Source organism: Nocardiopsis nanhaiensis (assembly GCF_054778635.1).
Genome location: NZ_BAAGZJ010000019.1, coordinates 56340 through 73661, shown reverse-complemented (window position 1 = coordinate 73661; position 17322 = coordinate 56340). Strand labels below are relative to the sequence as shown.

Genomic DNA, 17322 nt, shown 5'->3' with positions numbered 1-17322 from the left:
CCGGAGCAGCACCGATCACACCTCGAGTGACAAAGTGCCGCCCCCGGCCTCCAGGAAGCGGGTGAGGTAGTCGCCAAAGCCCCCGGGAGCCCGGGAGTCCGTCCTCGCGGAGGTCACCACGGCCAGGTCCCGGGGGCAGCGGACCCGATGGCCCGCGGCCTCCAACGCCGACACCAGGGCGTGGTCTTCGGAACAAGGCAGCGGAGGGAAGCCGTCGACGTCGGTGTAGGCGGACGCCCGGACACCGAGGTTGGCGCCGTGGACATGGGGATGTGCTCCGTACCCGCTGCGCGGATACACCAGGTCGAAACAGCGCCCCGAACCTGGAGCGCGCGTGGACCAGTCCCCCACCTCGATGGTGCCGACCACCGCGTCACAGTCGCGTGCGTGCCGCAACTGCTCGGTGATCCAGGACCGGGGCACGAGCGTGTCCGCGTCGGTCGAGGCCAGCCATACCGCGTCGAGGTCGAGGCCTTTGGTCAGGCGAAGCGCGCGACGGGCGCCTTCGCGGCGGGCCGCGCCGACGTTGCCGTAGTGGGTGGTCACCACGTGCGCGCCCGAGTCCAGGGCGATGCGAGCGGTCCGGTCCGTGCAGTGGTCGGCAACGACGATGACATTGCGTGCTCGCGCAGAAAGTGGTGAGGCGTCCAGTGCCGCGTTCACCGACGCCAAACAGGCGCCTAGGAGCGCTTCCTCTTGGTGGGCCGGGATCACCACCGCGAGGCCGCGGATCACACCAGCCCTCCGGCCCGGGCCACGGACTCCGGCCCTCCGCCCTCCGTGGTCTGGTACAGATCGAGGCGGAAGTCCTCTTCCGCGTGCTCGACCACCAGCCCCAGCCCGGTAACGGTCGCCAGCGCCAGGTGCGCGTCGTCTCCCGAGCGGGCGTGCTCGGGGACCGGATGGCGCCAGTGCACCGCGAGCAGCGTTCCACCGGGGGCCAGCGAGTCACGGGCGCCGACCAGTACCGATCCCAGGTCCGCGTCGTCGAAGTAGTAGAGGACCTCCGACAGGACGACGAGGTCGAACCGGCCCTCCGGCCACTCCTCGGGCACATGCGCACGCCGAACCCGGACGTTGGCGATACCGTTCAGCTCCTCGCGGGCCTGTGCGGTGGCCGCGGCCGCACCCTCCCATGCCAGGACGTGATCGCAGCGAAGCGAAAGCTCCCTGGTCAGCAGGCCGATCGCGCAGCCCGGCTCGAACGCGCGCCCGTACCTCTCGCGTGTCAGTGCAGCCATGGTCAGGGACCGCTTGCGCTGTTCGTACCAGCGGGTCCGAAACCCCCACGGATCGTCGGAAGCGGAGTACATAGCCTCGAAGTACGTGCGGCTGACCGTCATGTGAACACCACCTCGTGGTCGCGGGCGAAGTGGGCCAGCATCGCTGGTTCAAGGATCGCCTGGTCCGCCTCGTCAGGCCCGATCGGGCTGGTTTGCGTCGTGAAGGCGTTGATGGCGGAGTCCTTGCGGCGCCGGGCGTCCCGGGTCAGGTCGAGGCGGACTGCCCGGTCCCACGGCAGGGCTCCGTCACCGGGGCGCGACCAGTGCCAGGCCCAGACCGGGTAGGACCGGAGCCGGAGCCCGAGGGTCCGGGTGGCGTCGAGAGCCGCCCGGCCGACCGCCTCGTGGTCGGGGTGCGGATCGCCCGCCCACGGGGCCAGGCACAGGTCCGCGCCTGCGCACAGCTCCTCCAGCCGCTGGGACAGCTCCCGCTCCCGCTGGCACACACCCCCGTCGGGCAGCCGGAGGCGCACCACCTCCGCGCCACCGGCACCCAGCTCCACCAGCGCGTCCGTGCGCTCGGCGGCGCGTCGAGCGGTGAGCTGCTCGCGCGTGAACACGGAGCTGTGCGGATGCGAGGCCTCGCCGTCGGTGACGGCGACGATCCGCAGACGGGCGCCTTCGGCGGCCAGTACGGCGATCCCCCCACCGAACCCGAGCGTCTCGTCATCGGGGTGCGGCGCGACGACGACCACGTCACGAACGCCGCCCAGGTCCAGTCCCGGCAGACGGTCGAACCCCGGCCACCGGGCCCACTCCTCCTCGGGCGTGCCGGCCTCCCGCACCGGACACGGGGAAGCCCCCGTATCCGGTGCCCCCGTGTCAGTGGTCATCTGCCTCTCTCCTCCAGCGGTCGGCCGCGAGAACGCCCAGCGCGGCCAGGTCCCGGTTCCCGTGGTGCTGGCGGACGTACACCGCCAGGTCGGCAGTGGCGCGCGCGAAGGAGGGGTCGCCCGCGAGCGGACCCGCCCCAAGGGCCTCCCCAGCACGGCGCAGCACTCGTGCGCAGGTATCGGCCACGACCGCACGCACCCGGGCGGCGAGCGCTGCGGTGCGGGCTCCGGGGTTCTCGTCGATCTCCCGAGCGGCGCGGCGCAATACCGTCTCCGAGATGTACAGGTCCCGGTCCACCTCGCCGAACGCGGCGAGCAGGTGGGGGTCGGCGCCGTCCCCGTCGGCTCGGTCAGCCAGGGGACGCGCCACGGCGAGAGCACCCCCGTACCAGCAGGCGGCGACACCCGCACCCCCGTGGTGGAACCCCGGCCTGTCCACGTAGTCGCCGGGTCGGCCCACCGGTTCGGCACGCTGACCCGCGAAGCGGACGGTGAGTGTGTCGCTTGCGGCCATCCCTGCGGACGCCCACGTGCCCGACTGCGGATCCGTTCCGGCCGTCCGAACCGCGAACAATGCCCGCTCTCCCTCTTCGACATCTGCACTGACCAGGGCGTTCGTGCACACACGGGCTCCGGAACAGAACGGTTTGGCACCGTGGACCGTCCAACGCCCGCCCGACTGCTCCGCCTTCAGAGTCGCGGCGGGGGGATGCGCGGCCCAGACGCCCCACACCTCCCCGGGTCCCGCGGCCGGGCCACCGAGCTCAGCCAGGATCGCGAGGGCGTCGGTGTGCCCTTCGGCCAGCCTCGCCAGGGAGAGGTCCTCCCGAGCAAGGGTCTGCAGGCGCTCCCAACGCGACCACGTTGCGCCGGACCCGGGGAGCGGCAGGTCGAGCCCGCCCGAGACGACTTCCTCCACCAGCCTGTCGGCAACGCCCCGGGTCTGCGGTTCCTCGATTCCTGACACCGAAGACGCCTCCTCGTGTGCCTCCTCGCCCACGGTCTCCGACGCTCTCAACGCATCGCTCCCCTCCTACGCCCGGCGGCGTCCCTCCAGTACTCCTTCTCCCCCAGGGACATGCCGCGTCGACACTGTCACTCCCATGGACGCGGCGCCCGGTCAGCAGGCCCTGGTCGGAAGCGCCCGCCCCACCGCACGGTTCGCAGGTCACCTCTGCTCCCCTGTTTCGGCGGGACGTACTTCTGACCGCTGCCCGGGGCCACGCCGCGACAAACTCAAGCGGAGGCCATGGGTGGTTGGACGGTCCCGCGCAGGGGCAGCGTCGGTTACCGCTCGAAGCCGCCCGCGGCTATGGCCAAGAGCCTGGATCCGGCCCGTCTCTGGTCCGTGCCGCCAGGGAAGCCGTTGCCGGGTAGTGGTCTCACCGGGACCACCTGTTCCACCGTTCACCGGAGGGTGACGGGACTGGTCACGGCGACCGTACTCCACACGGATGAAACGGCGGAGGACTCCTGCGACCAATCCAGGACAGCGACGGTGGCTCGGCAGGGCCAGCCACTCGGACGCCTATGAACGGCACACGCTGCTACTCATCGGGAAGAGCACACTCGCTGCCGCACTCGCCTGGGTCGTCGCCCGCTATCTGACAGACGCTTCCCCACCCGCCTTCGCACCCTTCTCCGCGGTGCCGATCATGCGGGTCACCGTCTACCAGTCACTCCGTCAGTCACTGCGTTACGTCGGCGCCGTCGCATTGGGGATCGCTGTCCAGGCCGTACTCGGTTTCACCGTCGGCCCCAACATCCCGACCTTCGTGATCGCCACGCTCTTCGCGCTGGGCATCGGGCGTTGGCGTGCCTTGGGCGCACAAGGGCCGCAGGTCGCCACTGGGGCGTTCTTTGCCTTCGCCACCTTTGTCGCGGCCGACAACAACACTGAACGCCTGGTCGACCTGGCCCAGATCCAGCTGCTCGTGGTCGTCGGCTGCTGCATCGGCACAGCCGTCAACTTCCTGGTTTCCCGCCGCTACGTTTCCACAGCGCGGAGTACGCGATCCGCACCCTCGCCGAAACCGATTGCCACCTGCTCACGGATATCGCGAGCGGCCTGCGCGAATCCGATGATCTCGATGAGGAGGACGCGCAGCGCTGGCGCCAGCGTGCCAGCGGGCTGGATTCCATGGTTCGCCAGGCCCACGCGGCACTGGAAAGGGCCTAAGAGAGCGTCTACCTCAACCCCTCCCGGCTTCGGCGCAAGAACCGCGGGACCACTTCGTTCGAGGGCTACCGGCAACTGGTCGCCTCGCTGGAACGCGCGGCGTACCAGCTGAACTCACTCGCCCGCAGTATCCATGTGCGGAGCAAGGACGAAAGCCCGTCCACCTACCGGGAGTTCCTGGACTCCTACGGAAACTTCCTGACCGCCATTTCGGAGATCACCCGTGTACTGGGCCCCCTGGACGAGACCCGCCTGTCCCAGCAGACCCGGGACGTACTGCAGCACTACGCCCACCGTTCAGGCGGCACTGGATCCCGTCAACCCACCGGTCGGTCGTGACGGTCCCGTCGTTCTCGAACGGCCTCAGCTGCGCAGGTGGGGTGCGATGTTGGCCTCGAAGGAACGTACGCAGTCTTGGACCACCCCCGCGAAGGACGCGTCCCACACCTCTTGGTGGAACACCTCGATCTCGATATCACCGCGGTACCCGGCGCGTTCGACCGCACCCGTCAAGGAGGCGAAATCGATGTGGCCGGCACCCGGAATCCCGCGTCCCAAAAGCGCCCCTTCGGGCACCGGGGTGATCCAGTCACACGCTTGGTAGGAGGCGATCCTTCCCTCCTGCCCAGCGCGGGCGACGGCCGAGAGCACTTCGGGGTCCCACCAGACGTGGTAGGTGTCGACCACGACCCCGCCCGTCTGCGGATGGAGGTCCGACACCAGGTCGAGCGCCTGATCGAGGGTGGAGACCACCGCCCGGTCGGCGCAGAACACCGGGTGCATCGGTTCGAGGGCGAGGCGTACCCCCCGGCCCGTCGCCTCAGGTGCCAGGCGGTGCAACGCTTCACGAACCCTCTCCCGCGCACCCGCCAGGTCCCGGTCACCGGTGGGGAGTCCGCCCACGACGAGCACGAGCACCGGCGCCGATCCGGGGGCGCCCGCGGCGGCGAGCGCCGCGGTCTCCTCGATCGCCCGCACGTTCTCCTTCCACGCCTCGTCTGCCGCTCTCGGGTCCGTAAGGAACCCGCCCCGGCACAGGCTGGAGAATCGCAGGCCCGAGTCGGCCAGGCGGGCGGCGGCCTCGTCCAGTCCGATCTCGGCGACCCGGTCGCGCCACAGCCCCACGGAGGGGACCCCGGCGGTGACGGCGTGGTCTAGCGTGGTCGCCAGGTCCGCCCGCTTGATGGTGGCCTGGTTGAGGGAGAAGCGGGCGATACTCACCGTGCACCCGCCTCCTCAGCGACTCTCAGGGACGACGCGGTGATCCCCTGGGTATGGAGGAGCGCCCGCCAACGGTCCGCGGCGAGTTCGGGCTCGATGAGCGCCCCGCACTCGTCGCCCAGTTCGAGGGTCCGGGCCAGGTGGGGGAGGCTGCGTGCCGAGTGCAGTCCGCCGACCATCGACCAGGCCGGTTGCAGCCCGTTGAGCCAGGCGAGAAAAGCAACCCCGGTCTTGTAGTACTGGGTGGGCTGGGCGAAGATGTGCCGGGAGAGTACTTCGGTCGGGCCGAGGATCCGCCGGTATACCGCTGTGTCCCCCGCATCGAGGGCGCTCAGCGCCCGGGAGGCCAGCGGAGTGACGGCCGCGAACGCACCCAGGAGCGCGTCCGAGTGCCGCTGCCCGTCGCCGAGGATGAGGTCGACGTAGTTGAAGTCGTCCCCGGTGTACATGCGCACGTCCTCGGGGAGACGGCAGCGCAGATCGATCTCCGCCTGCGCGTCCAACAGCGACAGCTTGATGCCCGCCACCTTGTCCCCGTGCTTCTCGATGATCCTGAGCACCGTGTCCATCGCCTCGGCGGTGTCCTCGGATCCGAAGTACCCGGCCAAGCGGGGATCGAAGGCCGGACCCAACCAGTGCAGCACCACCGGAGCCTGGGCCGCCGCCAGTACCTCGGAGTAGACCCGCACATAATCGGCTGTGTCCCGGGCGGCCGCCGCGAGGTGCCTGCTGGCCATGAGCACAGCTCCGGAGCCGGTGGACTCCACGTGCTCGAGCTGCTCACGGTAGGCCCGCACGGCCTCGCTCGGGCTGACGGCGCGGTCCGGCAACTGGTCGGTGTTGACCCCGGAGACGAGCAGGTCGCGCACGGGCACACCGTGCGCCCGACCGTACGCGGAGGCGGCCCGGGTCGACCGCTCGATGAGCTCACGGGTGGCCGCGTAGTCCAGACCCATGTTGCGCTGGGCGGTGTCCATCGCCTCGGCCACACCCAGGCCCAGACCCCACACCCGCTTGCGGAACCCGAGCGTGGAGTCCCAGTCCACTTGGGCCGGGGCCCCGGGCACGTTTTCACCCCAGGCCACCGGCACCACGTGCGCCGCGGCGTAGACCGAGCGCACCCGATGGTGGCTCCGATCGGCCACCTGGCTACCCGCGGCGGAGAGTCGCCTGCGTTCCACCCGCCCGGAGGAGCGCGGCAGCAGTACCTCGGTCATCCCCCGTCCTCCGCGTCAGCGTCGAGTTCGATCCGCCTACCGTCGGCGGCCGATTCCAGAGCTTTCTCCGCCAGCCGGACACCGCGGGCCGCCGAGGCGAAATCGAAACGGTGCGGGCGCCCGGCCACGAAATCGCTCAGGAACTCCTCCCACTGGGCGCGGAAGCCGTTGACCAAGTCCGCGTTGTCGGGCATAGCCGACCAGTCCGACCGGTAGTCGTGGGCATCGGCCAGGTCGGGGTTCCACACCGGGCGCGGGGTCACCTCCCGGGTCTGCACGCGTCCGTTGAACAGCCCGACCACGGCCGAGCCCCGGGTCCCGTCGATCTGGAACTCCACGAGCTCGTCCCGGTCCACACGCACGCACCAGCTCGAGTTCATCTGCACCACGACCCCTTCGCCCACCTCGAAGACCGCGTAGGCGGCGTCGTCGGCGGTCGCGGCGTAGGCTTGGCCGTGCTCGTCCACCCGCTGGGGGATGTGCGTGGCCGTGTGGGCATAGACCGAACGCACGTGGCCGAAGAGGTGCTCGATTACGTAGTTCCAGTGCGGGAACATGTCCACGACGATGCCACCGCCGTCCTCCTTTCGGTAGTTCCAGCTGGGCCGCTGGGAGGCCTGCCAATCCCCTTCGAAGACCCAGTAACCGAACTCGCCGCGTACCGAGAGCACCCGGCCGAAGAAGTCGGAGTCGAGCAGCCGCTGGAGCTTTTGCAGTCCGGGCAGGTAGAGCTTGTCGTGCACCACACCGTTGTGCAGACCGGCCCGCTCGACCTCCGCTGCCAGCTCTGCGGCCTCGAGGTGGGTCTCGGCGGTCGGCTTCTCGCTGTATATGGCCTTGCCCGCGGCGATGGCTTTGCGCAAAGCCGGCACGCGGGCGCTGGTCAGCAGGAAGTCCGCGTAGATGTCCAGGCTCTCATCGGCCAGTACGGCCTCCAGGTCGGTTGTGTACTCGTCGATCCCGTGCCGCTCGGCGATCTCCTGGAGCTTTTCCTTCTTGCGGCCCACGAGCACGGGGCGGACCTGCGCCCGGGAGCCGTCGGGCAGTTCGAGCCCGCCGGCATCGCGGATGGCCAGGATGGAGCGCACCAGGTGCTGGCGGTAGCCCATCCGGCCGGTGACGCCGTTCAGGATGATCCCGATGGTCGGTCTCGTCATGGTTTTCGTCCCCGTCATGTGGTGGATCATTCGGCGGTCGCGGTCGATCCCAGGAGCTCGCGGATGCGACCGGCGATCCGGTGGAACTCGGGTAGCTCGAGGGTCGGCTCATACTCGCGTTGGCCGGGAAGGTCGACGGTGAACTCCTCGATGATCCGGCCGGGGCGCGGGCCCATGACCACCGAGCGGGAGGCCAGGTAGACGGCCTCGGCGACCGAGTGCGTCACCAGCACCACCGTCATGCCGGTCTCCTCCCAGATCCGACGCAGCTCGACGTTCATGTTCTCCCTGGTCAGGGCGTCGAGCGCGCCGAAGGGTTCGTCCATGAGCAGAACATCGGGCTGGTGGAGCAGGGCCCTGCACAGCGAGACCCGTTGCTGCATCCCGCCGGAGAGCTCGTAGGGCATGGACTTCTCGAACCCGCCCAGGCCGGTCATCTCGATCAGCTCGGCGACCCGCTCGCGCGCCCAGGCCTTGGGCAAGCCGCGCATCTCGGCCTGGAACAGGATGTTGTCGCGGGCGTTGCGCCAGTCCAGGAGCGCGGCCCGTTGGAAGACGAAGCCGACGTCGCGACGCGGCCCCTCCACCGGTGTTCCGCGCAGCGACACCCCGCCAGCGCTCACCTCGGTCAGCCCCGCGATCACCCTCAGGAGGGTCGACTTGCCGCAGCCGGACGGGCCCGCGATGGTCAGGAACTCTCCGGGTTCGATGGTCAGATCGATGCCGCTGAGGGCGTGCACCGTGCGGGCTTTGGTCTCGAAGGTGACGTCGACACCGCTGATGTCGACCATCGGGCTGTCGCCATCCGAGCGGTCGGCCCCCGCACCGCTGCTCGTCTCGGGTCCATTGGATCTGGTCAGCATGCTCACTCCCCTTCTGTCGTGAACGAGTCGTCGAAGTACTCGCTGGTGTCCTTGGCCTCGTCGATGAGACCGGACTCCGCCAGCACCTCGATGGTCTGCCGCCAGTCCTCCTCGTCGGTGTTGCCCGGGTCCTGCCCCTCGGTGTTGTCCGTGCTGAGCAGCGGGATGGTCTGCTCCCACTGTTCGAGGAGCACGTGCCCGTCGGGCGTCTGCGGGTCCTGGCCCTCCATCGCGGCTACCGCGTCTTCGGGCTCCTCCTGAGCGGCGGTGTAGGCCTCGGATGTGGCGGCCACCATCCGCTCGACCAGGTCCGGGTCGTCCTCGATGGTCGAGTTGTGCGCGAGGAGGCCGTTGCTGAAGAAGTTCAGCCCGGCGTCGGTGTAGCGCAGGTAGCTGACCTCTTCACCGCTCTCCTCGGAGATGGCGGGGCCCTGATCGTGGGCGAAGCCGATGAGGCCGTCGACCTGGCCGGACATCATCGCCGCGTTCTTGCCCGCAGAGTCGAGGTTCTGCTGTTCCACGTCGTCCTCGGAGAGTCCGACGGCGTCCAGGTACAGGGGGAAGGTGGTTGTGACCGCGTCACCGGCGGTGACCGCGATCGTCGTGCCCCTGAGGTCCTCCGGCTCCGCGATGCCTGTGTCAGTGAACACCTGGACCGCAGAGGGCGTGGACTGCAGGAAGACCCCCACGGAGCGGACGTCGACCCCCTCGTCGATGTTGGACAGCAGCGCGGGGGTGTCGGCCCAGCCGAAGTCGAAGCTCTCCTGGCCCACGGACTGCACCGTCATGCTCGACCCCTGGCCGGCCTCGATCTCCAGGTCGATTCCGTGCGCTTCGAAGATCCCCTCCTCCACGCCGTAGTAGAGCGGCGCGTGCTCGCCGTACGGGTACCAGTTGAGCTGCAGCGTGACTTCAGTGCTCGCTTCTTCGTCTCCCTCTCCCCCGCCACCGCAGGCGACCAGGGCGAGAGCGCTGGCTCCGGCCGCGAAACCGGTCAGGGACGACTTCAGGGGACGAATGGACTGTGGAGTGGACATGGGGGCTCCTCTGCGAATCAGTGCTGGGTGGACGCGCTGAGCAGCCTCGGGCTCGAGCGCGTGAAGCGGCGGTCGGCGAACGTCTGGCTCAGCGGCACGTTTCAGCGCCCGCGGTGCGAGGCGTGCCAGGGGATGAGGAACTTCTCGGCGATGTGGATGATCGCGAACAGCAGGATGCCCATGGCCGACATGATGATGAGCGCGGCGAACAGCATGGCCGTGTCCATATTTCCGTTGGCCTGCAGGATCACGTAGCCCAGACCGGCGTTGGAGCCCACGAACTCGCCCACGACCGCACCGGTGACCGCCAGGGTCGCCGCGACTTTGAGTCCGGACAGCAGCTCGGGCAGCGCTGAGGGGAAGCGCACCTTCAGGAAGGTCTTGAACTTGGAGGCGCCCATCGTCGACGTCAGTTCGAGGAGCTCGGGGTCCACCGAACGCAGGCCGCTGATACCGGCGATCACCACGGGGAAGAAGGCCATCAGCACGGCCACGAGGATCTTCGGGCTGGGGCCGAAGCCCAACCACACCACGAACAGCGGTGCGATCGCGATCTTAGGGATCACCTGGGCGAAGAGGATGAGCGGGTAGAAGGTCTTCTCCAGCGTGGGCGAGTAAACCATGAACACCGCGACCAGGACACCGACGACAGAGGCGATCACGAAACCGGCGACGGTCTCCCCCGTGGTGACGAGCGTGTGTGTCCACAGGTAGTCGGGGTTGTCAGCAAACGCTTTCCACGTATCGACGGGAGAAGGGAGGATATACGGCGCGACCAGCCCTCCGGTAGTGACGAGGAACCACGCCACCAAGAGCAGGGAGAGGAACACCAGAGGATACGCAAGCGCGAACGAACTGCGCGAACGGCGGGCCCTGGAGCCGCGGGTGGCGCCTGACACCCTCGGCGGCGGTGCGGGGGGAGCGTGTTCTGCCTGTTGAGTCATGTTGGGCCTCATGTTGCTCGGCAGGAAGGGATGTGCTTGGGGGTAGAAAGCGCTTTCCTTTTCGGGGATATTAAGTTCAGCACAACCTCGGTGTCAACGCCCCATACCGGACAGGACAAGAGATGCGAAGTGCGCGAATGAGGCCGTCGAGTGACAGCGCGACCCTTACAGACGTGGCGGCCCTGGCCGGGGTTTCCCTGGCCACGGCCTCGAGGGTGCTCAACGGAAGTACCCGCAGGGTGGGGCAGGCCAACCGGGACCGTGTCCTGCTCGCGGCCCAGGAACTCGACTACCGCCCCGACCTCTCCGCGCAGACGATGGCGCGCGGTACGGCCCCCGTACTCGCCCTCCTTGTCAGCAACATCGACGACCCGTACTTCTCCGCCATCGCCGCCGGCGTCGCCGAGTCCGCCCGCGCACACGGCGTGACCGTCACCATCGCGATGACCTCCCGAGACAGCGCCCTCGAACTCTCCTCAGTGCGTGTGCTGCGCGGTCAGCGCCCGCGCGCGATCCTGCTGTGCGGAAGCCGGTGGGCCTACGACTCTCACTCCGAGGCTCTGCTCGCCGAACTGCGGGGGTACACCGCGGGCGGTGGCCGGGCCGTCTTCATCAGCCAATCTGAGGGCAGCCTGGGATCGGTGCACGTGGACAACGTCGCGGGCGCCTCGGGCCTCGGCACCACGCTCGCGGGCTTGGGCTACCGGAGAGCCGCGATGATCACGGGCGCGGAGAACATGAGGACGGCCCAGGAGCGGCTTGACGGGCTGAAGGCCGGTCTCGCGGTCGTGGGCGCCGATGTGTCACTCGTCGTGCGCGACACCTTCGACCGCGCGGGTGGCTACCGCTGCGCTCGCAGACTCGTCGAGTCCGGGCGTCTCCAAGAGGCCGACGTGTTGTGCGCCGCGAACGACGTGATGGCCATCGGCGCGATGACCGCGCTGCGGGAGTCCGGGATCGAGCCGGGCCGCGACATCGCCGTCACGGGCTTCGACGACATCGAGACCGCGGCCGACGTTACACCGCAGCTCACGACCGTGCGCTTCCCCCTCGCCGACCTCGGCCGCCAGGCCGCCGACCTCGCCTTGTGCCCGGACAACCCCACCATCGGCGAGATCTTCGTCGGGGGCTACGTGGTCCTGCGTGCCTCCTCGCCCCGCGTCACCTGAGCGGTCGGCGAGCAGTCAACACCCGACCACGGTCGCGAAGAGCGTCCTGAGCGGCCGCTATCCGGCCTCCCGTGTCGGCCGCGCCCGCTTCCGTCCCCTGCCGGTTTTCGCCGGTGTGGCCCCCCTGTCGGAGGCCGGGCCCGTCGAGTCGCGCACGATGAGTTCGGTACGCACCGGCAGCACACCTCCGGTCGGCGCCCTTCGGGGGTCGAGGGCGTAGTTTCCGCTGGTGCGGCCCGCCTCGGCGAGCGGTATGCGCACGGTGGTGAGCGTCGGAACGGCGTCGAGGCTGAAGGGCAGGTCGTCGAAGCCGGCCACCGAGACGTCGCCTGGGACTGCCCGGCCGCGTGAGCGGAGCTCGGCGAGAACGCCTAGTGCCGCGATGTCGTTGCCCGCGATCACCGCGGTCAGTGCTGGGTTGAGGCGGAGGAGTTCACCCACACCGGTGCGGCCGGACTCACGGTCGAAGTTGCCGACGACGACCGGGCAGCTCTCCTCGGACAGGCCCGCGTCCGCGAGCGCCTGACGGTGACCGTCCAGGCGCAGCTGTGACGTGGTGCGGTTCTCCGGTCCGGTGAGGTAGCCGATGTCGCGATGGCCCAGTGCGGCCAAGTGCGCGGTGAGCCGCCGGGCGCCGTCGCGGTTGTCGAAGTCGACCGTGATCACGCCCGGCAACGGCTCCTCATCGGGGCCGGTCAGGGGCGGACGGCCGCAGAGGACGACATGCCCTCCCGAGGCGGTGAACTCCTTGATCTGGTCGATGAGAGCACCGCGGTGCCCGGGGTCGTTCACCGAGCCGCCGGTGAGTACCACGCAACGTGCCCGCTGTTTCCGCAGGAGTTTCAGGTAACGCAGTTCGCGCTCCGTGGAGCTGCCGGTGTTGCACACGACGGCGAGGCGGTCGCCTTCGGCCGCGGTGTCCTGGATGCTGCTGGCGATGACGCTGAAGAACGGGTCGGCGATGTCGTGTACGAGGATGCCGATCAGATCGGAGCTGGACGCCGCCAGGGCACGGGCATTGCCGTTGACGACGTAGTGCAGTTCAGCGACCGCCCGGTGGACCCGTTCCGCGGTGGCGCGGGCTACTGGGTAGTTGCCGTTGAGGACCCTGGACACCGTCGCCGGTGACACCCCGGCGTGTCGCGCCACGTCAGCCAGTTTCGCCGCCATCTCTGCTCAGGTCTCCTCAACTACGCCGGTCCCGTACACCGGGGCACCGATCGTGCCCTGCTCGGTCCCGCTTTTAGAAAGCGGTTCCTGTCAGTATGGCGGACTCTCGCGCGGCGTGCGGACGAGAACCGACGGTTGAATCCTGGCTGACGCGATATTGACAACATGTCGGAGCGAACCGTACTTTTGCCGCGTAGAAAACGCTTTCTGCCGAGCGATCAAGGATCTCCCATGCGTCCACAGTCGCCACACCCCCACCGGCCGAAGCACCCGCCCATGGACGTCTCCCCTGACCCGGCAGTCCCCGGTACCGTTCCAACGCTCCCGGGCGGCGTCGGCTTGTCCCGCCTGCGCGTCTACGACTGGCCCAGCGCCCAGGGCTCCGACGGCTTCTGCGGCGGCACCCCCCACATGCACCTGGCCTGCACCGAGGCGTACTCGGTGGTCGGCGGATCAGGAGCCGTACAGACCCTCACGACTAACGGCTCCACCTCGACCCCGCTCGCTGAAGGCGACCTCGTGTGGTTCACGCCCGGGACCGTGCACCGTCTCGTCAACCACGGGGACCTGCGCATCATCGTTCTCATGCAGAACGCGGGCCTGCCCGAAGCAGGTGACGCCGTGTTCACCTTCCCGCCCGGTGTCCTGTCCGACCCGCACGACTACGCTGCGGCCGCAACCCTCGACACCGCCGACCCGGAAGGCGCAGCCCGGAACCGGCGCGAACTGGCCGTCTCCGGGTTCACCCAACTGCGGCACCGAATTGAGACGGACGGACCGGCCGCGATGACCGACTTCCACACATCCGCCGTGCGCCTGGTCGCCGCCCGCCTGCCCGACTGGCGCACCCGCTTCGAGCAGGGCCCAGCGGCAGAGGTCGCCCGAACGGCCTCCCACCTCGACGCACTCGCCGCAGGGGACACGTCCCACCTGTCCTCCGCGGCGGTATACCGGGTTGAGCCCCGACCGGCGTGGGGCATGTGCGGACGCCTCAACAAGTTCGAGGCGGACGGGACTTCCCGGATCGCCTGAGAAAACTCCTGGTTGAACCCCCTGTAGAACCCCGACCCCCAACCCCTGCCACGGTCGGACAACGATCGGGCGCCCATCCTCCCACCGGTGCGCGCTTCTCCCGTCCCTACCGGCGCGTGTTCCCCGCCGGAGAAGCGTCTCGGACCCTGCCCCTACTCCTGCCCGCTCCCTTCCCACCCCCAGCCACACAAGGGAATTCTCATGCTTGCACGGCCGCGCAGTTATCAGGCGGGGACCCTGGGGTTAGCCCTGGTCGCCGCGACAGTCCTCCCAGTCGGCAACGCCGCCGCCGACCCCGACGACCTGCCACCGCAGGAACCCGGCGTCACGCTGCGGGTCTTCGACGTCGGGTTCGAGCCCGAACAGACCTGCACCTTGACCGAGGGCCAGACTCCCAACGTCGACGAACTACGTGCGGACATCGACTGGGAGACCACGGAGGAGTTCGGCGGTATCGCCAACAACTTCATGGCACACGTGTTCGGCCACATCCACGTGACCGAGGACGGCACCTACGATTTCCGGATCACCAGCGATGACGGATCGCGTCTGAGCATCAACGACGAGGAGATCATCGAGAACGACCAGCGCCAGCCCCCGACAGCGGCGGACGGTTCGGTCGAGCTGACTGAGGGCGCGCACGCCCTGTGGATCGACTACTTCCAGGGGGCGCACGACAAGGCGCTGCACCTGGAGTGGAGCCCGCCGGGAGAGGAGGGGTTCGAGCTCGTACCCGAGTCCGCACTGACCACCGACGCCGACGTCACCCGCGTGACCTCGCCCGGGGTCAAGTCGTGCGCCGACGCCGACGCCGGCCCCGGCGACGGGGCTCCGCTGGCTGACGTGCACCCGAACTACACGCTGACCGACCTGCGGCCGGAGGACTACGAACCGACGGTCACCGGCATGGACTGGTTCGACGACGGCCGTATGGTCATCACCACCTGGGCGGGCCGGGAGAGCTTCGACGGCGCTGTGGAGGCCGTCGACGGCACCGTTGAGGACGACGCCGACCCCGAGGACATCACCACGCAGGTCATCGCGACCGACATGAACGAGCCGCAGGGGGTGATCGTCGACGACGGAGAAGTCATCGTCGCGGAGAAACACCAGCTCAGCCGGTTGACCGACGTTGACGACGACGGCGTCTACCAGGACACCGAGGCCATCGCCACCTGGCCCAACGGCGAGACCTACCACGAATTCGGGTTCGGCATCCTCATGGACGACGACCACTACTACCTCAACCTGTCGGTGGCCATCACCCCCGGTGGCAGGACCACGGTGCCCCAGCACGTCGAGAACCGCGGCACCTCGGTCAAGATCGACAAGGAATCCGGCGCGCTGGAGTACGTCGCGGGCGGTCTGCGCACCCCGAACGGCATCGGCTGGGGTCCCGAGGAAGAGATCTTCGTAGCGGACAACCAGGGAGACTGGCTCCCCGCGTCGAAGCTGGTCGAGATCGAGGAGGGTGCCTTCTACAACCACTACACGACCCCCGCCGGGCCGTTCGACGACCAGCCGGTCACCGAGCCGGTGCTCTGGCTTCCGCACGGTGAGATCTCGAACTCACCGACGAACCCGGTGCTGGTCGAGGAGGGCCCGTTCGAGGGCCAGATGGTGTTCGGCGACGTCACCTACGGCGGGATCCAGCGCGGATTCATCGAGGAGGTCGACGACCAGAAACAAGGCGCGGTGTTCCGGATGACCCAGGGCCTGGAGTCCGGTGTCAGCCGGCTCGCTCTCGGCCCGGACGGCTCGTTCTACGTCGGCGGTATCGGCGGCGGAGGCAACTGGGAGCAGCCGGGCAAGCTCCCCTACGGCCTGCAGAAGCTGGCCCCCACGTCCGAGGACGCCATGGACATCGTGTCGATGGAGGTCACGGAGACCGGGTTCGACCTCACCTACACCAAGCCGGTCGCCGACGACGTGATCGAGAACGTCGACGAGCGGTACGACGTGGAGCAGTGGTCATACAACCCGACCTCGGAGTACGGAGGTCCGAAGCGCAACGAGGAGAGCCTGCCCGTCACCGGTGCTTCGGTGTCCGACGACGGACACACGGTGAGCCTGGACATCGACGGGCTGCGCGAAGACCGCGTCGTGCACGTCCGCTCGCCGCGGCCGTTCGAGTCCGACGACGGAACCGAGCTGTGGAGTACCGAAGCCTGGTACACCGTCCACAACATCCCGGACTACAAGGAGCCGCCCAACGAGATCGGCGTCTATGAGGCCGAGGACGCCCTGCTGGGCGGAGAGGCCGGTATCACCGACGAGCACCCGAACCACACCGGGGAGGGCTTCGTCGACGGCTTCAGCAACATCGGCGCCTCAGTGACTTGGGAGATCGAGGTCGATGAGGACGGGACCTACCCTGTGACCTTCCGCTACTCCAACGGTGACAACCCGTTCGTCGGCACCAAGACGATCTCGCTGGACGTCAACGGTGAGAGCCAGGGACAGATCGCGGTCGAGACGACCGAGGTGTGGCAGGCCTGGGCTGACCATGTCGAGGAGCTGGATCTCGAAGCGGGGACGAACACCATCACGGTCACCGCCGGTGAGGACGATGACCGCCACGTGAACTGGGACCACCTGCGGATCCAACGGGAGCCCTGCACCCCGGCCGAGCCCGATGAGGGCTACCGGATGCTCTTCGACGGCACCGAGGAGAGCTTCGCCGACTGGGAGATGGCCGGTCCCGGTGACTTCATCACCCAGGCCGACTGCACGATCCGCTCCGTCGGCGGGCTCGGGCTGACCACCCATCCCGACGAGCTCAGCAACTACAGCCTGAAGCTGGACTGGAAGAAGACGGGGGACGACAACTCCGGCGTGCACCTCGGCGTTCCGGACCCCGAAGGCGACCCCGAGGCGCGCAACGAGGGCTTCGAGGTGCAGATCGACGCCATGGACGAGGACGAGCTCTCGACGGGCGCGATCTACAGCTTTCAGGGCGCGGACATCGAGGCCAGGGACGAGGCGCTGAATCCAGCAGGTGAGTGGAACACCTACGAGATCGTGGTCGAGGGGCACAACGTCGAGGTGTACCTCAACGACGTGCTGGTCAACGACTTCGACAGCGAGGGGGCCGACCCCGACCGGGACCTCAGCTCGGGCCGCATCGGGTTGCAGAACCATCACACCGGTTCCGACGTCTGGTTCCGCAACGTGCAGGTCAAGGAGCTCGACTGAGGTGGGCGGAGGCCTGAGGCCT

The 17322-nt window shown here is 68.7% G+C and carries 16 protein-coding genes; 5 read left to right on the top strand and 11 right to left on the bottom strand.

The window, feature by feature from the left end:
- Nucleotides 1-15 precede the first annotated feature (15 nt).
- Genes ACYVD1_RS11825 through ACYVD1_RS11810 form a run of 4 tightly spaced genes read right to left on the bottom strand, consistent with a single transcriptional unit; the run spans nucleotide 16 to nucleotide 3134 of the window.
- Nucleotides 16-735: a glycosyltransferase family 2 protein gene (locus ACYVD1_RS11825; protein ID WP_460771349.1), complete on the bottom strand. Its 720-nt coding sequence runs from the start codon at nucleotides 733-735 to the stop codon at nucleotides 16-18.
- A complete protein-coding gene (locus tag ACYVD1_RS11820; protein ID WP_460771347.1) occupies nucleotides 732-1343 on the bottom strand; it encodes a class I SAM-dependent methyltransferase in 612 nt (203 codons plus the stop codon). Before ACYVD1_RS11820 ends, ACYVD1_RS11825 begins: the two co-directional genes overlap by 4 nt.
- Nucleotides 1340-2116, bottom strand: coding sequence for a PIG-L deacetylase family protein (locus ACYVD1_RS11815; RefSeq protein WP_460771344.1), 777 nt, complete (start codon nucleotides 2114-2116; stop codon nucleotides 1340-1342). Before ACYVD1_RS11815 ends, ACYVD1_RS11820 begins: the two co-directional genes overlap by 4 nt.
- Nucleotides 2106-3134, bottom strand: a complete 1029-nt coding sequence (locus ACYVD1_RS11810; RefSeq protein WP_460771342.1) for an acyl-CoA dehydrogenase — start codon at nucleotides 3132-3134, stop codon at nucleotides 2106-2108. The genes ACYVD1_RS11815 and ACYVD1_RS11810 overlap by 11 nt, the downstream gene beginning before the upstream one ends.
- Nucleotides 3135-3570: 436 nt before the next feature.
- Here ACYVD1_RS11810 and ACYVD1_RS11805 point away from each other — a divergent pair, with 436 nt between their 5' ends.
- Together ACYVD1_RS11805 and ACYVD1_RS11800 are read left to right on the top strand one after the other, a co-directional pair.
- Nucleotides 3571-4407: an aromatic acid exporter family protein gene (locus ACYVD1_RS11805; RefSeq protein WP_460771340.1), complete on the top strand. Its 837-nt coding sequence runs from the start codon at nucleotides 3571-3573 to the stop codon at nucleotides 4405-4407.
- Nucleotides 4408-4430: 23 nt separating this feature from the next.
- The gene (locus ACYVD1_RS11800) at nucleotides 4431-4634 is read left to right on the top strand and encodes a hypothetical protein (RefSeq protein ID WP_460771337.1); all 204 of its coding nucleotides are present in this window, start codon (nucleotides 4431-4433) and stop codon (nucleotides 4632-4634) included.
- A 24-nt stretch (nucleotides 4635-4658) separates the two neighbouring features.
- Here the strand turns inward: ACYVD1_RS11800 and ACYVD1_RS11795 are convergent, their stop codons facing one another.
- From ACYVD1_RS11795 to ACYVD1_RS11770, 6 genes are all read right to left on the bottom strand, one after another.
- The gene (locus tag ACYVD1_RS11795) at nucleotides 4659-5516 is read right to left on the bottom strand and encodes a sugar phosphate isomerase/epimerase family protein (protein WP_460771335.1); all 858 of its coding nucleotides are present in this window, start codon (nucleotides 5514-5516) and stop codon (nucleotides 4659-4661) included.
- Nucleotides 5513-6733, bottom strand: a complete 1221-nt coding sequence (locus ACYVD1_RS11790; protein WP_460771333.1) for a dihydrodipicolinate synthase family protein — start codon at nucleotides 6731-6733, stop codon at nucleotides 5513-5515. Before ACYVD1_RS11790 ends, ACYVD1_RS11795 begins: the two co-directional genes overlap by 4 nt.
- The gene (locus ACYVD1_RS11785) at nucleotides 6730-7890 is read right to left on the bottom strand and encodes a Gfo/Idh/MocA family protein (RefSeq protein ID WP_460771331.1); all 1161 of its coding nucleotides are present in this window, start codon (nucleotides 7888-7890) and stop codon (nucleotides 6730-6732) included. Before ACYVD1_RS11785 ends, ACYVD1_RS11790 begins: the two co-directional genes overlap by 4 nt.
- A 26-nt stretch (nucleotides 7891-7916) precedes the next feature.
- Complete coding sequence (locus tag ACYVD1_RS11780; protein ID WP_460771329.1) at nucleotides 7917-8753, bottom strand: ABC transporter ATP-binding protein; 837 nt, start codon at nucleotides 8751-8753, stop codon at nucleotides 7917-7919.
- A 2-nt stretch (nucleotides 8754-8755) separates the two neighbouring features.
- Nucleotides 8756-9790, bottom strand: coding sequence for an ABC transporter substrate-binding protein (locus ACYVD1_RS11775; protein ID WP_460771327.1), 1035 nt, complete (start codon nucleotides 9788-9790; stop codon nucleotides 8756-8758).
- Between the two features lie 101 nt (nucleotides 9791-9891).
- A complete protein-coding gene (locus tag ACYVD1_RS11770; protein WP_460771325.1) occupies nucleotides 9892-10620 on the bottom strand; it encodes an ABC transporter permease in 729 nt (242 codons plus the stop codon).
- Nucleotides 10621-10871: 251 nt separating this feature from the next.
- Here ACYVD1_RS11770 and ACYVD1_RS11765 point away from each other — a divergent pair, with 251 nt between their 5' ends.
- Entirely contained in the window at nucleotides 10872-11903 is a 1032-nt protein-coding gene (locus tag ACYVD1_RS11765) for a LacI family DNA-binding transcriptional regulator (protein ID WP_460771323.1), read from the top strand.
- Nucleotides 11904-11960: 57 nt separating this feature from the next.
- Here ACYVD1_RS11765 and ACYVD1_RS11760 read toward each other — a convergent pair whose 3' ends face one another.
- On the bottom strand, nucleotides 11961-13073 hold the full coding sequence (locus tag ACYVD1_RS11760; protein ID WP_460771321.1) for a LacI family DNA-binding transcriptional regulator: 1113 nt from the start codon (nucleotides 13071-13073) through the stop codon (nucleotides 11961-11963).
- 276 nt (nucleotides 13074-13349) lie between these two features.
- On the opposite strand from ACYVD1_RS11760, the gene ACYVD1_RS11755 reads away from it, so the two are divergent.
- Together ACYVD1_RS11755 and ACYVD1_RS11750 are read left to right on the top strand one after the other, a co-directional pair.
- Nucleotides 13350-14105, top strand: coding sequence for a cupin domain-containing protein (locus ACYVD1_RS11755; RefSeq protein WP_460771319.1), 756 nt, complete (start codon nucleotides 13350-13352; stop codon nucleotides 14103-14105).
- 201 nt (nucleotides 14106-14306) lie between these two features.
- Nucleotides 14307-17300: a family 16 glycoside hydrolase gene (locus ACYVD1_RS11750; RefSeq protein ID WP_460771317.1), complete on the top strand. Its 2994-nt coding sequence runs from the start codon at nucleotides 14307-14309 to the stop codon at nucleotides 17298-17300.
- The last annotated feature ends 22 nt before the right edge of the window (nucleotides 17301-17322 follow it).